Genomic DNA, 13,682 nt, shown 5'->3' with positions numbered 1-13,682 from the left:
ATAGTCCGGGCCGACCTGTCGGGCGCTCCGGGCAGAGGGAAACCCGACCTCGCTCATCCGCCACCGCGTACGTCGCAAGCATCCGGTCGAGCCAACGAGTTCCGGAGCTCATCCGTCACCGACGGCGCCCCGCCCTCTCGCATCCCTCCCCCGAAAGGCCTCTCGTGCGCCCCACCCCCGCCTGCATCCTCAGCAGCGGCGAAGCGCCTCGGACACTCCACGGGCACGCCCTGGACGCATACGTACAGATCGGGTCGCTGAGCAAGGTGCTCACCGGCACGGCACTGGCCCGGATGGTGTCGGAGGACGTGCTCCAACTGGACACGCCGCTCGAGCGGTTACTTCCCGTCCCAGCGGGCACCGGCATCACCCTGAGGCATCTCGCCCAGCACACCTCAGGTCTTCCCCGGCTCCCTCCGGGAATCAAGCGGCGTGACCCGTATGCAGATTTCGACGCTGCCGCCCTGCACGCCACGCTCCAGAGGCTCGACGCCCTTACCACCACTGCTCCCGGCGACACCGAGGAGTACTCCAATCTCGGATACGCCGTTCTCGGGGCCGCGTTGACGTCCGCTGCGGGCCTGCCCTACGAAGAGCTCCTGCACCACTACGTGCTCGGCCCGCTGGGCATCACCGAGATGGCCGTCGCTCCACCTCCGGACAGGCGCCTGCACAGTAGCGGGCTGTTCGGCCGCCCCCGTCGACCCTGGACCATGACCGGTGCCATCCTCCCCGCCGGCGGGCTCTGGGCCACCCCGAGGGCAGCCGCCTGCCTGGTGACCGCGCTCCTCGTCGAGCGGAGACTCGGGGAGCCCGCTCTGTCCTGGCGGCGGGCCGGCACCGTGCTCTGGCACAACGGCGCGACCGGCGACGCCTCCGTCTTCACCGGCGCCACACAGGACGGCAGATGGGCTCTGGTCCACCGCCTCACCGGCCGGTCGGACCGTACCGACAGACTCGGACCCGAACTCCTCCGGAAGGCCGTGCCGGGGCACTCCGCCGAACGGCGGGGCGACACATGAGCCACGCGTGGAGTGCGCCGCGTCGCCCCTGTTCGCCGCCGAGCACGGCGCTCGGTCAACAGTCGGCTTCCGCAGCCTCCAGCAGCACGACCGTCTCCGGCCAGGGCCCCCTCCTCGCCCATTCGAGTGGCGTCAGGCCCGTCCCGTGGTCCTCGCGGAGGTGCGGGTCCGCGCCGGCTGCGAGGAGTACGCGTACGACGTCCGCGTGGCCCCAACAGGCGGCCGCGCACAGGGGCGTTCCCTCGCTGCCGTGGCCGCTCTCGGCGTCCGGGGCGGCACCGGCCCGCAGGAGGGTTTCGACGGCACCCGCGTCGCCCTGGACCGAGGCCGAGTACAGCGGGGTGGTGCCGTCCTGGTCGGGCACCTCCGGATCGGCTCCGGCGCGCAGGAGCGTGTGGATGCGCGCGGTGTCACCGGTCAGGGCCGCGCCGACCAGCTTCGTCGACAGCTTCTTGGACCGTCTTCGGTTCATGGGTGCGGAGCGTAGCCCTGCAGCCGGTCGGCATTGGCATCAGTGGGCAACTTCTTTACGGCATAAGGCGCTTCACGGCCCATGGTGCGGTACGTAGAGTGCAAGCGCCGCCGGGGATCCGTAGGGGCGGTACGGAGAGTGGGGCCGCAGGCCGAGCCCCGGGTTCAAAACCGGGACCGGGTGGGGCGGGAAACCGGGGGCGGGTATGACGGACGAGGCGGACTCGGAGCAGCAGACGGGACGGACGGGACGGGCGGCGAAGACGAACGCGCGGCCCGGCCCGCCCGTCGGCCTGCTGGACCGAAGGGTGTTCGTCGCAGCGGGCGTGGTGTTCGCCGTGCTGATGGCGTTCTCCACGCGCTACGGCCTCCACGCCGACGAGTTGTACTTCCTCGACAGCGCGAGGCACCTCCGGGCGAGCTATGTGGACCAGCCAGTGCTGGCGCCGTTGCTGGCCCGCGTCTCGCTGTCGCTGTTCGGTGTCTCGGAGGCCGGCCTGCGCCTGTGGCCCGCGCTGGCCGCGGCGGGCACGGTGGTCGTGGGCGGGCTGACCGCGCGGGAGTTCGGCGGGGCGCGGCGGACCCAAGTGCTGGCGGCGGTCGCGACCGGCATCATGCCCGTGCTCCTCGGTGGGGCTCACCTGGCCAACACCACTGCGTACGAGGTGCTGGCGTGGGCGGCGATCGCGTTCGTGGTCGTACGGATCGACCGCACCGGCGATACCCGGTGGTGGCTCGCCGTAGGGGTGCTGGTGGGCGTCGGCGCGGAGTTCAACCACCTCGCGGCCATCTTCGGGATCGTCCTGCTGGCCGCCGTGCTGCTTGGCCCGGCCCGCCGGACCGTGGCCGACCGCCGGCTGCTCGCGGGCGCGGCGGTGGCCGTGCTGCTCGTGCTGCCGGACCTCTGGTGGCAGGCCCACCACGACTGGGCCATGTTCACGATGACGCGGGCACTGAACGCGAAGAACGGCGGCCCGGGCAACATCCTCACCTGGATCGTGGGCCAGGCCGCCATCGCCGGCCCGGTGGTGCTGACGGTGTGGGTGGCGGGCCTGCGGTTCCTGTGGCGCTCCGGCCGGCCGCTGTGGCGGTGCCTGGTGATCTCTTACGCCGTGCTGTTCGTGGTGTTCGCCGTGACGACCGGGGCGCAGATCTACTATCTGGGCGGGCTGTACGTGTGTCTGCTGGCGGCGGGGGCTGTCGCGCGCGACGGGTGGCTGTACGAGCGCCCGGACCGGCTGCGCGGCCTGCGGATGGGCATGGCCGTCTCCGCCGCGTTCATCGCCGTGCTCGTGCTGCCGGTGCTGCCGCCCTCGCAGGTGGGCTGGACGTACGGCGTCAACACCAACTCGGGGGAATCGGTGGGATGGACCCAACTGGTCGGCACTGTGAGGCAGGTGTGGAACGGGCTGCCGCCCGGACAGCGCGCGGACGCAGTGATCTTCACGGCGGACTACGGCGAGGCCGGCGCAATCAACGAGCTCGGACGCGGCACCGGACTGCCCACCGCCGTGAGCGCCCACAACACCGACTGGTGGTGGGGCCCGGGCAACCCGCACGCCACGACCGTGGTCGCCGTCGCTCCGGGCCCGGACCACGCCCCCGGGTACACCGCGTATCTGCGCCGGTACTTCCGTGACGTCCGCGCGGCGGCCACCCTCTCCAATCCCAACGGCGTGCACAACGTCGAGTGGGGCGGTCACGTCTACGTCTGCACGGGCCCGCGCCGTCCCTGGGGCGAGCTGTGGCCGGAGCTGCGGCACTACGGCTGAGGCCCGAGAGCGGACGCCCGGTGGTCGGGGGCGTGGTCGCACCGGGGAGCACCCCGCCTCAGAAGCGCGTCGCGATCCCCGCGCCGCAAGGATCTCCAGCGCCCCCGGGAGCATGGGCTCCAGCGCATCGCTCCCGGTGACGAGTTCGAGGTTGGACAACAGGTCCAGGTCTTCGGGGAAGTGCACGTCGAGGAGGTCGTCCTCGCCGTCCCAGACCGGGGCGCACTCCATGGAGATCTGGTGGCCGCCGTCCGGAGTCAGCTCCCCCACGGCGGCGAGGACGGTGTACGCCCGACCGTTCTCCTCGACGTGGGCGTCGAGGTCCTCGACCCCGCGTGCCCTCATGTGCTCGCGCATGCTGAATGCCGGTCGCAGGGTCTCGTCCCAGTACATCAGCTTCTCGACGACGAGGAGCCTGGAGTAGAAGTCGGTGAAGGTGGAGCAGGAAGAGCGGTCGCTGAGCAGACCGTCAGCCGCTGTCGTCGACGAACAGCTCACCGGCAGCTGTCGTCGGTGAGTAGACCGTCAGCGGCTCGGGGGATCGCCGCTTCCTCGCACGAAGTCCGCCACCGCCCCGGTAGGTGAACCGGCTTCCGCGCTCGCCCGCGGACTCCCGCCCCGGGCCGACCGGACGATGAGCACTCGGGATCGTCCGAGAGGCACGCGACCCCACCGTTCGCGGGCCGCTACTCCCCCGCCGCCACCGCCTTGAGCTCGCCGAGCGCCTCCCGCAGGAAGTGCAGCAGGGGGCGCTCCTCGTCGTCGGAGCCGCCCACCCAGCGTTCGAAGCCGACCTTGAAGACGGCGATGCCCGCCTCCGCGGTGAGGCTCGCGGCGGGTTCCGGGACGCCGCGTTCGCGCAGCGTCCCCGTCAGCGCGGCGGCCAGTGTGGCGAGCTTGATGAGCTCGCGCTCGTGGAGATCGGCGCTGGCCGTGATGACGGCCTGACGCTGCCGGGCGAACGCCCGGCGGTCCGCGAAGTACGCGGCCACGCCCTCCAGCGCCGAGGCCATCGCGTCGATCGGTGCGGCCGTCTCCGGGGCGGCGGCGAGCGCGTCCACGAAGGCCTGCTCCAGCAGGTGCGCGCCGCCGAAGAGCACCTCGCGCTTGTCCGCGTAGTGGCGGAAGAAGGTCCGCTCGGTGAGCCCGGCGCGGGCGGCGATCTGCGCGGCGGTGGTCTGTTCGAAGCCGTGCTCGCCGTACAGCTCCAGCGCCGCCTGTCCCAGACGTTCACGTGCGTTCGGTTGCCATCGACCCATGACGCGATCCTACGTGATGACAGTTGCTGACATCAGGTGTACGTTGGAGAGCGTTACGACAGTCACTGACATCAATGGGTCGGCCGTCGCGTTCCGTGTCCAGGTCCCCCCACCACCGGGGTCCACGACGGTGTCCGCGACCAGGGCGGCCGGCCCTCTGGAGGTTCTCCCATGCGTGTATTCGTCACCGGCGCGTCCGGCTGGATCGGCTCGGCGGTCGTCCCGGAGCTCATCGCCGCAGGCCACCGGGTGGTCGGGCTCGCCCGCTCGGACGCCTCCGCCGCCGCGCTCACCGAGGCGGGCGCCGAGGTGCGGCACGGCTCGCTCGACGACCTGGAGACGCTGCGCGAGGCGGCGGCCGAGTCGGACGGCGTGATCCACCTCGCCTTCAAGCACGACCTCGCTTTCAGCGGCGACTTCGACGCCGCCACCGAGGCCGACCGCCGCGCCATCGACATCCTCGGTGAGGCCCTTGCCGGTTCCGGCCGCCCGCTGGTGATCGCCGCCGGGATTCTCGGCCTCGCTCCGGGACAGGTCGCCACCGAGGAGGACGGGCAGCCCGAGGACGGGCAGCCCTCCGGCCGGGTGGGCGGGACGGGTGCGAACGCCCCGGCAAGCGGTCCGGCCGGCCGTCTGGCCAACTCCCACGCGACCCTCGCCTTCGCGGACCGTGACGTCCGGGCCTCGGTCGTACGGCTGCCCCCGACCGTGCACGGGGACGGGGACCACGGCTTCCTCGCCACAGTGGTCGCCACCGCCCGCGCCAAGGGCGTCTCCGGCTACATCGGTGACGGCGCCAACCGCTGGCCCGCCGTGCACCGGGACGACGCCGCGCGCCTCTTCCGCCTCGCGCTGGAGAGCGCCCCGGCCGGCTCGACCCTGCACGCCGTCGGCGACCAGGGTGTGCCGATCCGGGTGGTCGCCGAGGTGATCGGGGAGCGTCTCGGAGTGCCGGTGGCCTCCGTGGATCCGGCCGACGCGGCCGGACACTTCACCTGGCTCGCCGACATCCTCGCCCTCGACAGCCCCGCCTCCGCCGACCGCACCCGCTCCCTGCTGGGTTGGCGGCCGGCCGGGCCGGGCCTCCTCGACGACCTCGCCGAGGGGCACTACTTCAAGAACCCGACTGCCTGAGCGGAACCCGTCCGAATCGCACCGCCCGACCCGTACCGCCCGCACGGCACACACGGCCCGGCAGCCCACACCGTCCACACCGTCCGCACAGCCCACACCGTCCGACCGCTCCGGGCGGGCCCGATCCGTCGACCGGCGGCTCCGGGCCCGCCCGCCCGGACGTGTCCTCATGGACGCCTTCGACGGCCCCGGACGCCAGGGGTCCGGTGGGAGCCTCTCTTCGGTCAACTGGTCGGTATCTTCGAGAGCCGCGCGCTCCCGGCGTCCTGCGTCCGCGGTGGCCGACGCCCCGGCCCGTCGGTCTCCCGCTCGCCGGACCGGCGGACCACCGGACCGCCGGACCGGCGGACCGGCGGACCGGCGGACCACCGGACCGGCGGACCACCGGACCGGCGGACCACCGCCCGGCCGGAAGCCGGGCCGACCGGTCCTCAGCCGCTCAGCCCGCCAGCTCCCACACCAGCACCTGCGCCCCCGCCTCCGCCGCCCGCAGCTCCAGCCCCTCCGCCCCGGTGATCCGGGCCGAGTCCCCCGGCCCGAGGTCTTCGCCGCCGAGGGCCACCTCGCCGGCCACCACGTGGACGTACGCGCGCACCGCGTCCGGGACCGCCGCCCGCTCGCCCGCCGTGAGCCGGCGGACGTGCAGCATCGCACCGGCGGCGGGCAGGGCGTACGGGGTGGAGTCGGCGATGCCGGGGACCACGGTGTACGCGGGCTCACCACCGGCCTCCAGCGGGGCCAGCCACATCTGGAGGAAGGTCAGGGGCGCGTCGCCGTCGTTGCGTTCGACGTGCCGGACCCCGGCCGCCGCGCTGAGGTGCTGTACGTCACCGGCGCGCACCACCCGGGTGTGACCGGCCGAATCGCGGTGGGTGAGCTCGCCCTCCACCACCCACGTGACGATCTCGGTGTGGCTGTGCGGATGTTCGTCGAAGCCCGCCCCGGGGGCGAGGCGCTCCTCGTTGCAGGCGAGGACCGCGCCGAAGCGGAGGTTGTCGGGGTCGTAGAAGGAACCGAAGGAGAAGGCGTGCCGGGACTCGATCCCCGCCGCCGGGTCCCCGCCCTCGTACCGGCTCTGCGCGCGGTGTACGGACATCACGCCCCCACCGTAGACCCGCACCGGACGCGCGCTCCGCCACGGAACGGCCGGAACCCGCCCCCGCGACTCCGGCCGGCCGCCCCGCCCCTCCGCCCCTCTGCCCGGATAAGGCAGTCTTGTCTCTGTGCCCCGACCCGATCCCGCGCAGCGCGCCGCCCAAGACGCCCATCTCCATGCCGCGACCCTGAAACGGCTGGAGCAGTCCTCCGGCCGGCTGTCGGCGAACGCCATCGCCCGCATGGACGAGACGCTGCCCTGGTACCGGGCCATGCCCCCGGAGAACCGGTCGTGGATCGGCCTGGTCGCGCAGGCGGGCATCGCCGCGTTCACCGAGTGGTTCCGGCATCCGGAGACCCCGCAGGCGATCTCCACCGACGTGTTCGGCACCGCCCCGCGGGAGCTGACCCGGGCGATCACGCTGCGGCAGACCGTCGAGATGGTCCGTACGACGATCGAGGTCATGGAGGCGGCGATCGAGGAGGTCGCCGCTCCGGGCGACGAGTCGGTACTGCGGGAGGCCCTGCTCGTCTACGCCCGGGAGATCGCCTTCGCGACCGCCCAGGTCTACGCGCAGGCCGCCGAGGCGCGGGGCGCGTGGGACGCCCGGCTGGAATCGCTCGTGGTCAACGCGGTGCTGTCCGGTGAGGCGGACGAGGGGGCGGTCTCCCGGGCCGCAGCGCTCGGCTGGAACTCCCCCGAGCACGTCTGCGTGATCCTCGGCACCGCCCCCGACGGGGACAGCGAACTGACGGTCGAGGCCATCCGGCGGGCCGCGCGCGGCTCCAAGGTGCAGGTACTGACGGGCGTGCTGGGCAACCGCCTGGTGGTCATCGCGGGCGGCAGTGACAACCCGCTGCAGGTCGCACGGGGTCTGATCGGCCCGTACGCGGCCGGGCCGGTCGTCGCGGGGCCGGTGGTCCCGGACCTGCTGGCGGCGACCCGGTCCGCGCAGGCGGCGGCGGCCGGGCTCAAGGCGTGCATCGCATGGCAGGACGCGCCCCGCCCGGTGCTGGCCGACGATCTCCTGCCGGAGCGCGCGATGGCCGGAGACCCCGCCGCGCGGGACCAGCTGGTGGAGGAGATCTACAGCCCTCTGGAGGAGGCCGGGTCCGCGCTGCTGGAGACGCTGAGCGTCTACCTGGAGCAGGCGAGCAGCCTGGAGGGCGCCGCACGGATGCTGTTCGTGCACCCCAACACCGTGCGCTACCGGCTACGACGTGTGACGGACGTCACCGGCTGGTCGCCGTCCGATGTGCGCTCCGCCTTCACGCTCCGGATCGCGCTGATCCTGGGGCGCTTGGCCGCCAGAGATGGCCAGTCCTAGACTTTTGTCGGACTTCAACAATTCCCCTGACGGTTCTTCGTCCCTGTCCCCACGGGCGTACGGGACCGTCCGCAAGAGAGAGTGTGAGGGTGCTCGTACTCGTCGCTCCCGGCCAAGGCGCTCAGACGCCCGGCTTCCTGACTCCCTGGCTCGACCTGCCCGGTGCCACCGACCGCATCGCGGCCTGGTCCGACGCCATCGGGCTCGACCTTGCCCACTACGGCACGAAGGCCGACGCCGACGACATCCGTGACACGGCGGTGGCCCAGCCCCTGCTGGTGGCCGCGGGTCTCCTCTCCGCGTCCGCGCTGAACGCCTCGCCCGCCGTCGTGGCCGGGCACAGCGTCGGTGAGATCACCGCCGCCGCCTTCTCCGGTGTGCTCGGCGACGACGCCGCGCTGCGTCTGGTCCGTACCCGTGGTCTCGCGATGGCCGAGGCCGCCGCGGTCACCGAGACCGGCATGGCCGCGCTGCTCGGCGGCGACCCGGAGGTCACGGTCCCGCACCTGGAGAGCCTCGGGCTGACCCCGGCCAACATGAACGGCGGCGGCCAGATCGTCGCCGCCGGTACGGCCGCGCAGATCGCCGAGCTCACCGAGAACAAGCCGGAGGGCGTGCGCCGCGTGGTGCCGCTCAAGGTCGCCGGGGCGTTCCACACGCACCACATGGCTCCGGCCGTGGAGCGGCTGCGCGAAGCGGCCCGGGGCCTGGAGATCGCGGACCCCTCCGTGACGTACGTGTCGAACAAGGACGGCAAGGCGGTCGCGACCGGTGCCGAGGTCGTCGAGCGCCTGGTCGGGCAGGTCGCGAACCCGGTCCGCTGGGACCTGTGCATGGAGACCTTCCAGCAGCTCGGTGTGACCGCGCTCATCGAGGTGTGCCCGGGGGGCACCCTCACCGGGCTCGCCAAGCGCGCGCTGCCCGGCGTCAAGACCCTCGCGCTCAAGACCCCCGACGACCTCGACGCGGCCCGCGCGCTCATCTCCGAGCACGCGTCCGCCTAAGGAGCACGAGCATGTCGAAGATCAGGCCCAGCCAGGGCGCCCCGTACGCACGCATCATGGGGGTCGGTGGCTACCGCCCCACCCGTGTGGTGCCGAACGAGGTGATCCTCGAAACGATCGACTCGTCCGACGAGTGGATCCGCTCCCGCTCCGGCATCGCCACCCGGCACTGGGCCTCCGACGAGGAGACCGTGTCCGCGATGTCCGTGGAGGCCGCCGGCAAGGCCATCGCCGACGCGGGGATCACCCCGGAGCAGATCGGCGGTGTGATCGTCTCCACCGTCTCGCACTTCAAGCAGACGCCGGCCGTCGCCACCGAGATCGCCCACAGGATCGGCGCGGGCAAGCCCGCCGCCTTCGACATCTCGGCCGGCTGCGCGGGCTTCGGTTACGGCCTGACGCTCGCCAAGGGCATGATCGTCGACGGTTCCGCGGAGTACGTCCTCGTCATCGGCGTGGAGCGGCTCAGCGACCTCACCGACCTGTCGGACCGGGCCACGGCCTTCCTCTTCGGCGACGGTGCGGGCGCGGTGGTCGTCGGCCCGTCGAAGGTACCGGCCATGGGCCCGACCATCTGGGGCTCCGAGGGCGACAAGTCGGACACCATCAAGCAGACCGTGTCGTGGGACCAGTTCCACGCCGAGCGCCCGGAGAAGTTCCCGGCCATCACGCAGGAGGGTCAGGCGGTCTTCCGCTGGGCCGTCTTCGAGATGGCGAAGGTGGCCCAGCAGGCGCTGGACGCCGCCGGGGTCGCTCCGGAGGACCTGGACGTCTTCATTCCGCACCAGGCCAACATGCGGATCATCGACTCGATGGTGAAGACCCTCAAACTGCCGGAGAACGTCGTCGTCGCCCGCGACGTGGAGACCACCGGCAACACCTCCGCCGCCTCGATTCCGCTCGCGATGGAGCGGCTCCTGGCGACCGGGCAGGCGAAGAGCGGCGACATCGCGCTCGTCATCGGCTTCGGGGCGGGTCTCGTCTTCGCCGCGACGGTCGTTACTCTCCCCTAAGGCTTTTCGCCCGGTCCGAACGAGAACATCCAGCTCCATCGGATTTCTCGGTCCGGAGTTAAGAACCCCCGTAGACAACCACTGAAGGAGCGCCGACATGGCCGCCACCCAGGAAGAGATCGTCACCGGTCTCGCCGAGATCGTCAACGAGATCGCCGGTATCCCGGTCGAGGACGTCCAGCTGGACAAGTCCTTCACCGACGACCTGGACGTCGACTCGCTGTCCATGGTCGAGGTCGTCGTCGCCGCCGAAGAGCGCTTCGACGTCAAGATCCCCGACGAGGACGTCAAGAACCTCAAGACGGTCGGCGACGCTGCCGACTACATCCTGAAGAACCAGGCCTGATCCCAGGCCGGTTCGTGTGTCGCCACCCGGCGGTGGCGCCGCTGATTCACGACCCTCTACACGTGGAGAAGATTTTCCAGTGAACTCGACCAATCGCACCGTGGTCGTCACCGGTATCGGCGCAACCACTCCGCTGGGTGGCGACTCCGCATCGACCTGGGAAGGGTTGATGGCCGGCCGCTCCGGCGTCAAGCCTCTCGAGGGCGAGCGCTTCGCCGAACTGCCCGTCCGGATCGCCGCGCTGGCCGCGGTGGACCCGGGCGAGGTACTGCCCCGCCCACTCGCCCGCAAGCTGGACCGCTCGGCGCAGTTCGCGCTGATCGCGGCCCGCGAGGCATGGGCGGACGCCGGCTTCACCGGCAAGGCCGGTGAGGACGACAAGATCCGGCCCGAGCGGCTGGGCACGGTCATCGCCTCCGGCATCGGTGGTGTGATCACGCTGCTCGACCAGTACGACGTGCTGAAGGAGAAGGGCGTACGCCGCGTCTCCCCGCACACCGTTCCCATGCTCATGCCGAACGGCCCGTCGGCCAACGTCGGCCTCGAGGTCAACGCCCAGGCCGGTGTCCACACGCCGGTCTCCGCGTGTGCTTCGGGTGCCGAGGCCATCGGGTACGCCGTCGAGATGATCCGTACCGGCCGTGCCGATGTGGTGGTCGCCGGCGGTACCGAGGCGGCCATCCACCCGCTGCCGATCGCGGCCTTCGCCAACATGATGGCGATGTCCAAGAACAACGACGAGCCCCAAAAGGCCTCGCGTCCGTACGACACGGGCCGTGACGGCTTCGTCCTCGGCGAGGGCGCGGGCGTCGTGATCCTGGAGTCGGCCGAGCACGCCGCCGCGCGCGGCGCCAAGGTCTACTGCGAGGTGCTGGGCCAGGGCCTGTCGGCCGACGCCCACCACATCGCGCAGCCCGAGCCGACCGGCCGGGGCATCGCCGCGGCGATGCGCAACCTGCTGGAGAACACGGACCTCAAGCCGTCCGAGGTCGTCCACCTCAACGCGCACGCCACGTCCACGCCGCAGGGCGACGTGGCCGAGCTGAAGGCGCTGAGCGCGGTCCTCGGCGACGACCTCGACCACGTCGCGATCTCCGCGACCAAGTCGATGACGGGTCACCTGCTCGGTGGCGCGGGCGGTATCGAGACCGTCGCCACGGTCCTCGCGCTGCACCACCGGATGGCCCCGCCGACCATCAACATCGAGAACCTCGACGACGACGTGACGGCGAACATCGTCCGCGACAAGCCGCAGCCGCTGCCGGAGGGTTCGATCGCCGCGATCAACAACTCCTTCGGCTTCGGGGGCCACAACGTGGTCCTGGCGTTCCGCAGCGTCTGATCGTTTCCGCTCGGTCCGTACGGCTCGGTCCGTACGGTGATGCCCGCCCCCCGGTTGTCCGGGGAGGCGGGCATCACCGTGTCCGGGTGGTCGAACTCACATCCGACCGGGTTCGACGATCGCCTCGCTGCCGATCGGCACGAACCCGGCGGCGAGGAAGCCGCGCAGGGAGCGGGCGTTGCCGGGGGCGACGGCCGCGAAGACGGGGCTGCCGGCCGGTACGAGGGTGAGGGCGTCGGCCAGCAGGCTCCGGCCACGCCCCCGGGGGGACTCCGGACCGGGGGCGTCCGGTGCGTGCAGCTCGATGCTGAGCTCCACGCGGCCCGCGAGCCCCTCGGCGAGGGTGATCAGGCCGCGCTCGTCCCCGTACACCGTCACGTTCCGGCGGAGGCGGCGGGCGTGGAGGACGCGGGGCCGGTCATCGGGCCCCCGCCACCTGGGTGGCGAGGAAGTCGAGCAGGACGGCGTTGAACCGCTCGGGCTGCTCGGCACCCGGCAGGTGGCCGGCACCCTCGATCACTTCGAGCCGCGCGTGCGGGGCGTGGCGGCAGAGCTCCTCGGCGTCGGCGAGCGGGGTGTACACGTCGTCGGCGCCGACCACGACGAGTACGGGGACGTCGGCGGCGGCCAGCACGGGCCGGAGGTCGGGGCGTTCGGCGCGGCCCCGGAGCGCGGCGGCGGCGCCGCGCGGGTCGGTGGTCCGCATCATCGTCAGCACCCGGTCGGCGACCTCGGGCAGGGCGGTGACGTTGTACTCCGCGAGCATCTTGTCGATGACCTCGGCGGCGTACCCGTCCATGCCCTCGGCGAGCAGTCGGTCGGCGAGCTCGTTGCGGTACGCCTTGCCGTCCTCGGTCTCCGGCGACGCCGAGGTGTCGGAGAGGACCAGGGCGCGGACCCGCTCCGGGTGGAGCCGACGGAACTCCAGGGCGATCTGACCGCCCATCGAGACACCGCCGACGACCGCGTCCGCGAGGCCCAGGTGGTCGAGGAGGGCGGCGAGGTCGTCGGCGAAGTCGGAGAGGCGCACCGTCCCCTCGGTCACCCCGCTCGCGCCGTAGCCGCGCAGGTCCGGGGTGACCACCCGGTGTCCGCCCGCCACCAGCGCCCGGGCCTGCGCGCCCCAGAGCGAGCGGTCGAAGGGGTGGCCGTGGACCAGGACGACGGGTATTCCGTCGCGGGGGCCGGTGTCGTCGTGGTGGAGGGTGGTGCCGCGCACCTCGTGGAAGGTCATGCGTGCGCAGCGTAGTGAAGCCGTGCTCCTCGGTCGCCGGCCATTCACCATCCGGGACACCGCTCCTGACGGCCCGTGAGCTCCTGGGCGCGCTCGGGGCTCAGACCACCTGGTGCAGCCAGCGGACCGGGGCGCCCTCGCCCGCGTGCCGGAAGGACTCCAGCTCGTCGTCCCAGGGTTTGCCGATGAGCCCCGCGACCTCCGCCTCCAGGTCCGACTCCCCGCGCAGGGAGCGCGTCAGGGCGGCCCGCAGCCGGTCCTCGGGGACGAGGATGTCGCCGTTCATCCCGGTGACGGCGTGGAAGATGCCGAGCGTGGGGGTGGAGCTGTAGCGCTCCCCCTCGGCCGTGGCGCACGGCTCGGCGGTCACCTCGAAGCGGAGCAGGTCCCAGCCGCGCAGGGCGGAGGCGAGCTCCGAGGCGGTGCCGGCGCGGCCCCGCCAGGAGAACTCGGACCGCCAGGTGCCGGGCGCGGCCGGCTGTCTGGTCCAGTCCAACTGGACCCGCAACCCCAGCACGCCCGCGACCGCCCACTCGATGTGCGGACAGAGCGCGCGCGGTGCGGAGTGTACGTAAAGGACTCCACGTGTCGTCACCGGAACCTCCCGTGTGGGACGAGGTACGCCTTCCCCAGCGGCCTCGCGCCCGTACCGCCTGTTCCCG

Annotated in this window: 14 protein-coding genes and 1 pseudogene; 8 read left to right on the top strand and 7 right to left on the bottom strand. The window is 72.3% G+C overall.

Annotated elements, in window-relative coordinates; genetic code table 11:
• Positions 1 to 164: 164 nt before the first annotated feature.
• Positions 165 to 1,022, top strand: a complete 858-nt coding sequence (locus ACFZAX_RS28520) for a serine hydrolase (protein ID WP_390965159.1) — start codon at positions 165 to 167, stop codon at positions 1,020 to 1,022.
• 55 nt (positions 1,023 to 1,077) lie between these two features.
• Here ACFZAX_RS28520 and ACFZAX_RS28515 read toward each other — a convergent pair whose 3' ends face one another.
• Positions 1,078 to 1,494 carry an ankyrin repeat domain-containing protein gene (locus ACFZAX_RS28515; RefSeq protein WP_390965158.1) on the bottom strand — a complete coding sequence of 139 codons (417 nt, stop codon included), beginning with the start codon at positions 1,492 to 1,494 and terminating at the stop codon, positions 1,078 to 1,080.
• A gap of 205 nt (positions 1,495 to 1,699) precedes the next feature.
• Between ACFZAX_RS28515 and ACFZAX_RS28510 the strand changes: the two genes are divergently transcribed.
• Positions 1,700 to 3,265, top strand: coding sequence for a glycosyltransferase family 39 protein (locus ACFZAX_RS28510; protein ID WP_390965157.1), 1,566 nt, complete (start codon positions 1,700 to 1,702; stop codon positions 3,263 to 3,265).
• A gap of 87 nt (positions 3,266 to 3,352) precedes the next feature.
• Here ACFZAX_RS28510 and ACFZAX_RS28505 read toward each other — a convergent pair.
• Positions 3,353 to 3,763: pseudogene (locus ACFZAX_RS28505) on the bottom strand (DUF6892 domain-containing protein); the annotation flags it as partial.
• A gap of 188 nt (positions 3,764 to 3,951) precedes the next feature.
• Entirely contained in the window at positions 3,952 to 4,524 is a 573-nt protein-coding gene (locus ACFZAX_RS28500; protein WP_390965156.1) for a TetR family transcriptional regulator, read from the bottom strand.
• A 171-nt stretch (positions 4,525 to 4,695) separates the two neighbouring features.
• Between ACFZAX_RS28500 and ACFZAX_RS28495 the strand changes: the two genes are divergently transcribed.
• Positions 4,696 to 5,658: an NAD-dependent epimerase/dehydratase family protein gene (locus ACFZAX_RS28495; protein WP_390965155.1), complete on the top strand. Its 963-nt coding sequence runs from the start codon at positions 4,696 to 4,698 to the stop codon at positions 5,656 to 5,658.
• 439 nt (positions 5,659 to 6,097) lie between these two features.
• Here ACFZAX_RS28495 and ACFZAX_RS28490 read toward each other — a convergent pair whose 3' ends face one another.
• The gene (locus ACFZAX_RS28490; RefSeq protein ID WP_390965154.1) at positions 6,098 to 6,757 is read right to left on the bottom strand and encodes a pirin family protein; all 660 of its coding nucleotides are present in this window, start codon (positions 6,755 to 6,757) and stop codon (positions 6,098 to 6,100) included.
• Positions 6,758 to 6,881: 124 nt separating this feature from the next.
• On the opposite strand from ACFZAX_RS28490, the gene ACFZAX_RS28485 reads away from it, so the two are divergent.
• From ACFZAX_RS28485 to fabF, 5 genes are all read left to right on the top strand, one after another.
• Positions 6,882 to 8,081, top strand: a complete 1,200-nt coding sequence (locus ACFZAX_RS28485; protein WP_390965153.1) for a helix-turn-helix domain-containing protein — start codon at positions 6,882 to 6,884, stop codon at positions 8,079 to 8,081.
• A gap of 89 nt (positions 8,082 to 8,170) precedes the next feature.
• Positions 8,171 to 9,085 (top strand): acyltransferase domain-containing protein, encoded by a 915-nt coding sequence (locus ACFZAX_RS28480; RefSeq protein WP_390965152.1) that lies wholly within the window; start codon positions 8,171 to 8,173, stop codon positions 9,083 to 9,085.
• A gap of 11 nt (positions 9,086 to 9,096) precedes the next feature.
• Positions 9,097 to 10,098, top strand: a complete 1,002-nt coding sequence (locus ACFZAX_RS28475; RefSeq protein ID WP_390965150.1) for a beta-ketoacyl-ACP synthase 3 — start codon at positions 9,097 to 9,099, stop codon at positions 10,096 to 10,098.
• A gap of 97 nt (positions 10,099 to 10,195) precedes the next feature.
• Complete coding sequence (locus ACFZAX_RS28470; protein WP_266703904.1) at positions 10,196 to 10,444, top strand: acyl carrier protein; 249 nt, start codon at positions 10,196 to 10,198, stop codon at positions 10,442 to 10,444.
• A 79-nt stretch (positions 10,445 to 10,523) separates the two neighbouring features.
• Positions 10,524 to 11,786, top strand: a complete 1,263-nt coding sequence (fabF, locus tag ACFZAX_RS28465) for a beta-ketoacyl-ACP synthase II (protein ID WP_390965149.1) — start codon at positions 10,524 to 10,526, stop codon at positions 11,784 to 11,786.
• A gap of 96 nt (positions 11,787 to 11,882) precedes the next feature.
• Here the strand turns inward: fabF and ACFZAX_RS28460 are convergent, their stop codons facing one another.
• The 3 genes from ACFZAX_RS28460 to ACFZAX_RS28450 all read right to left on the bottom strand — a co-directional run bounded on the left by ACFZAX_RS28460 (position 11,883) and on the right by ACFZAX_RS28450 (position 13,615).
• On the bottom strand, positions 11,883 to 12,164 hold the full coding sequence (locus ACFZAX_RS28460) for a hypothetical protein (protein ID WP_390965148.1): 282 nt from the start codon (positions 12,162 to 12,164) through the stop codon (positions 11,883 to 11,885).
• A 40-nt stretch (positions 12,165 to 12,204) separates the two neighbouring features.
• Positions 12,205 to 13,020 carry an alpha/beta fold hydrolase gene (locus tag ACFZAX_RS28455; RefSeq protein ID WP_390965147.1) on the bottom strand — a complete coding sequence of 272 codons (816 nt, stop codon included), beginning with the start codon at positions 13,018 to 13,020 and terminating at the stop codon, positions 12,205 to 12,207.
• Positions 13,021 to 13,120: 100 nt separating this feature from the next.
• Positions 13,121 to 13,615: a DUF3145 family protein gene (locus ACFZAX_RS28450; RefSeq protein ID WP_390965146.1), complete on the bottom strand. Its 495-nt coding sequence runs from the start codon at positions 13,613 to 13,615 to the stop codon at positions 13,121 to 13,123.
• Positions 13,616 to 13,682: the final 67 nt, after the last annotated feature.

This window comes from Streptomyces sp. NPDC008125 (assembly GCF_042957125.1).
In the GTDB taxonomy this organism is placed as follows: domain Bacteria; phylum Actinomycetota; class Actinomycetes; order Streptomycetales; family Streptomycetaceae; genus Streptomyces.
The sequence above is the reverse complement of the archived record's forward strand: the minus strand, read 5'-3'. Positions and strand labels throughout refer to the sequence as shown.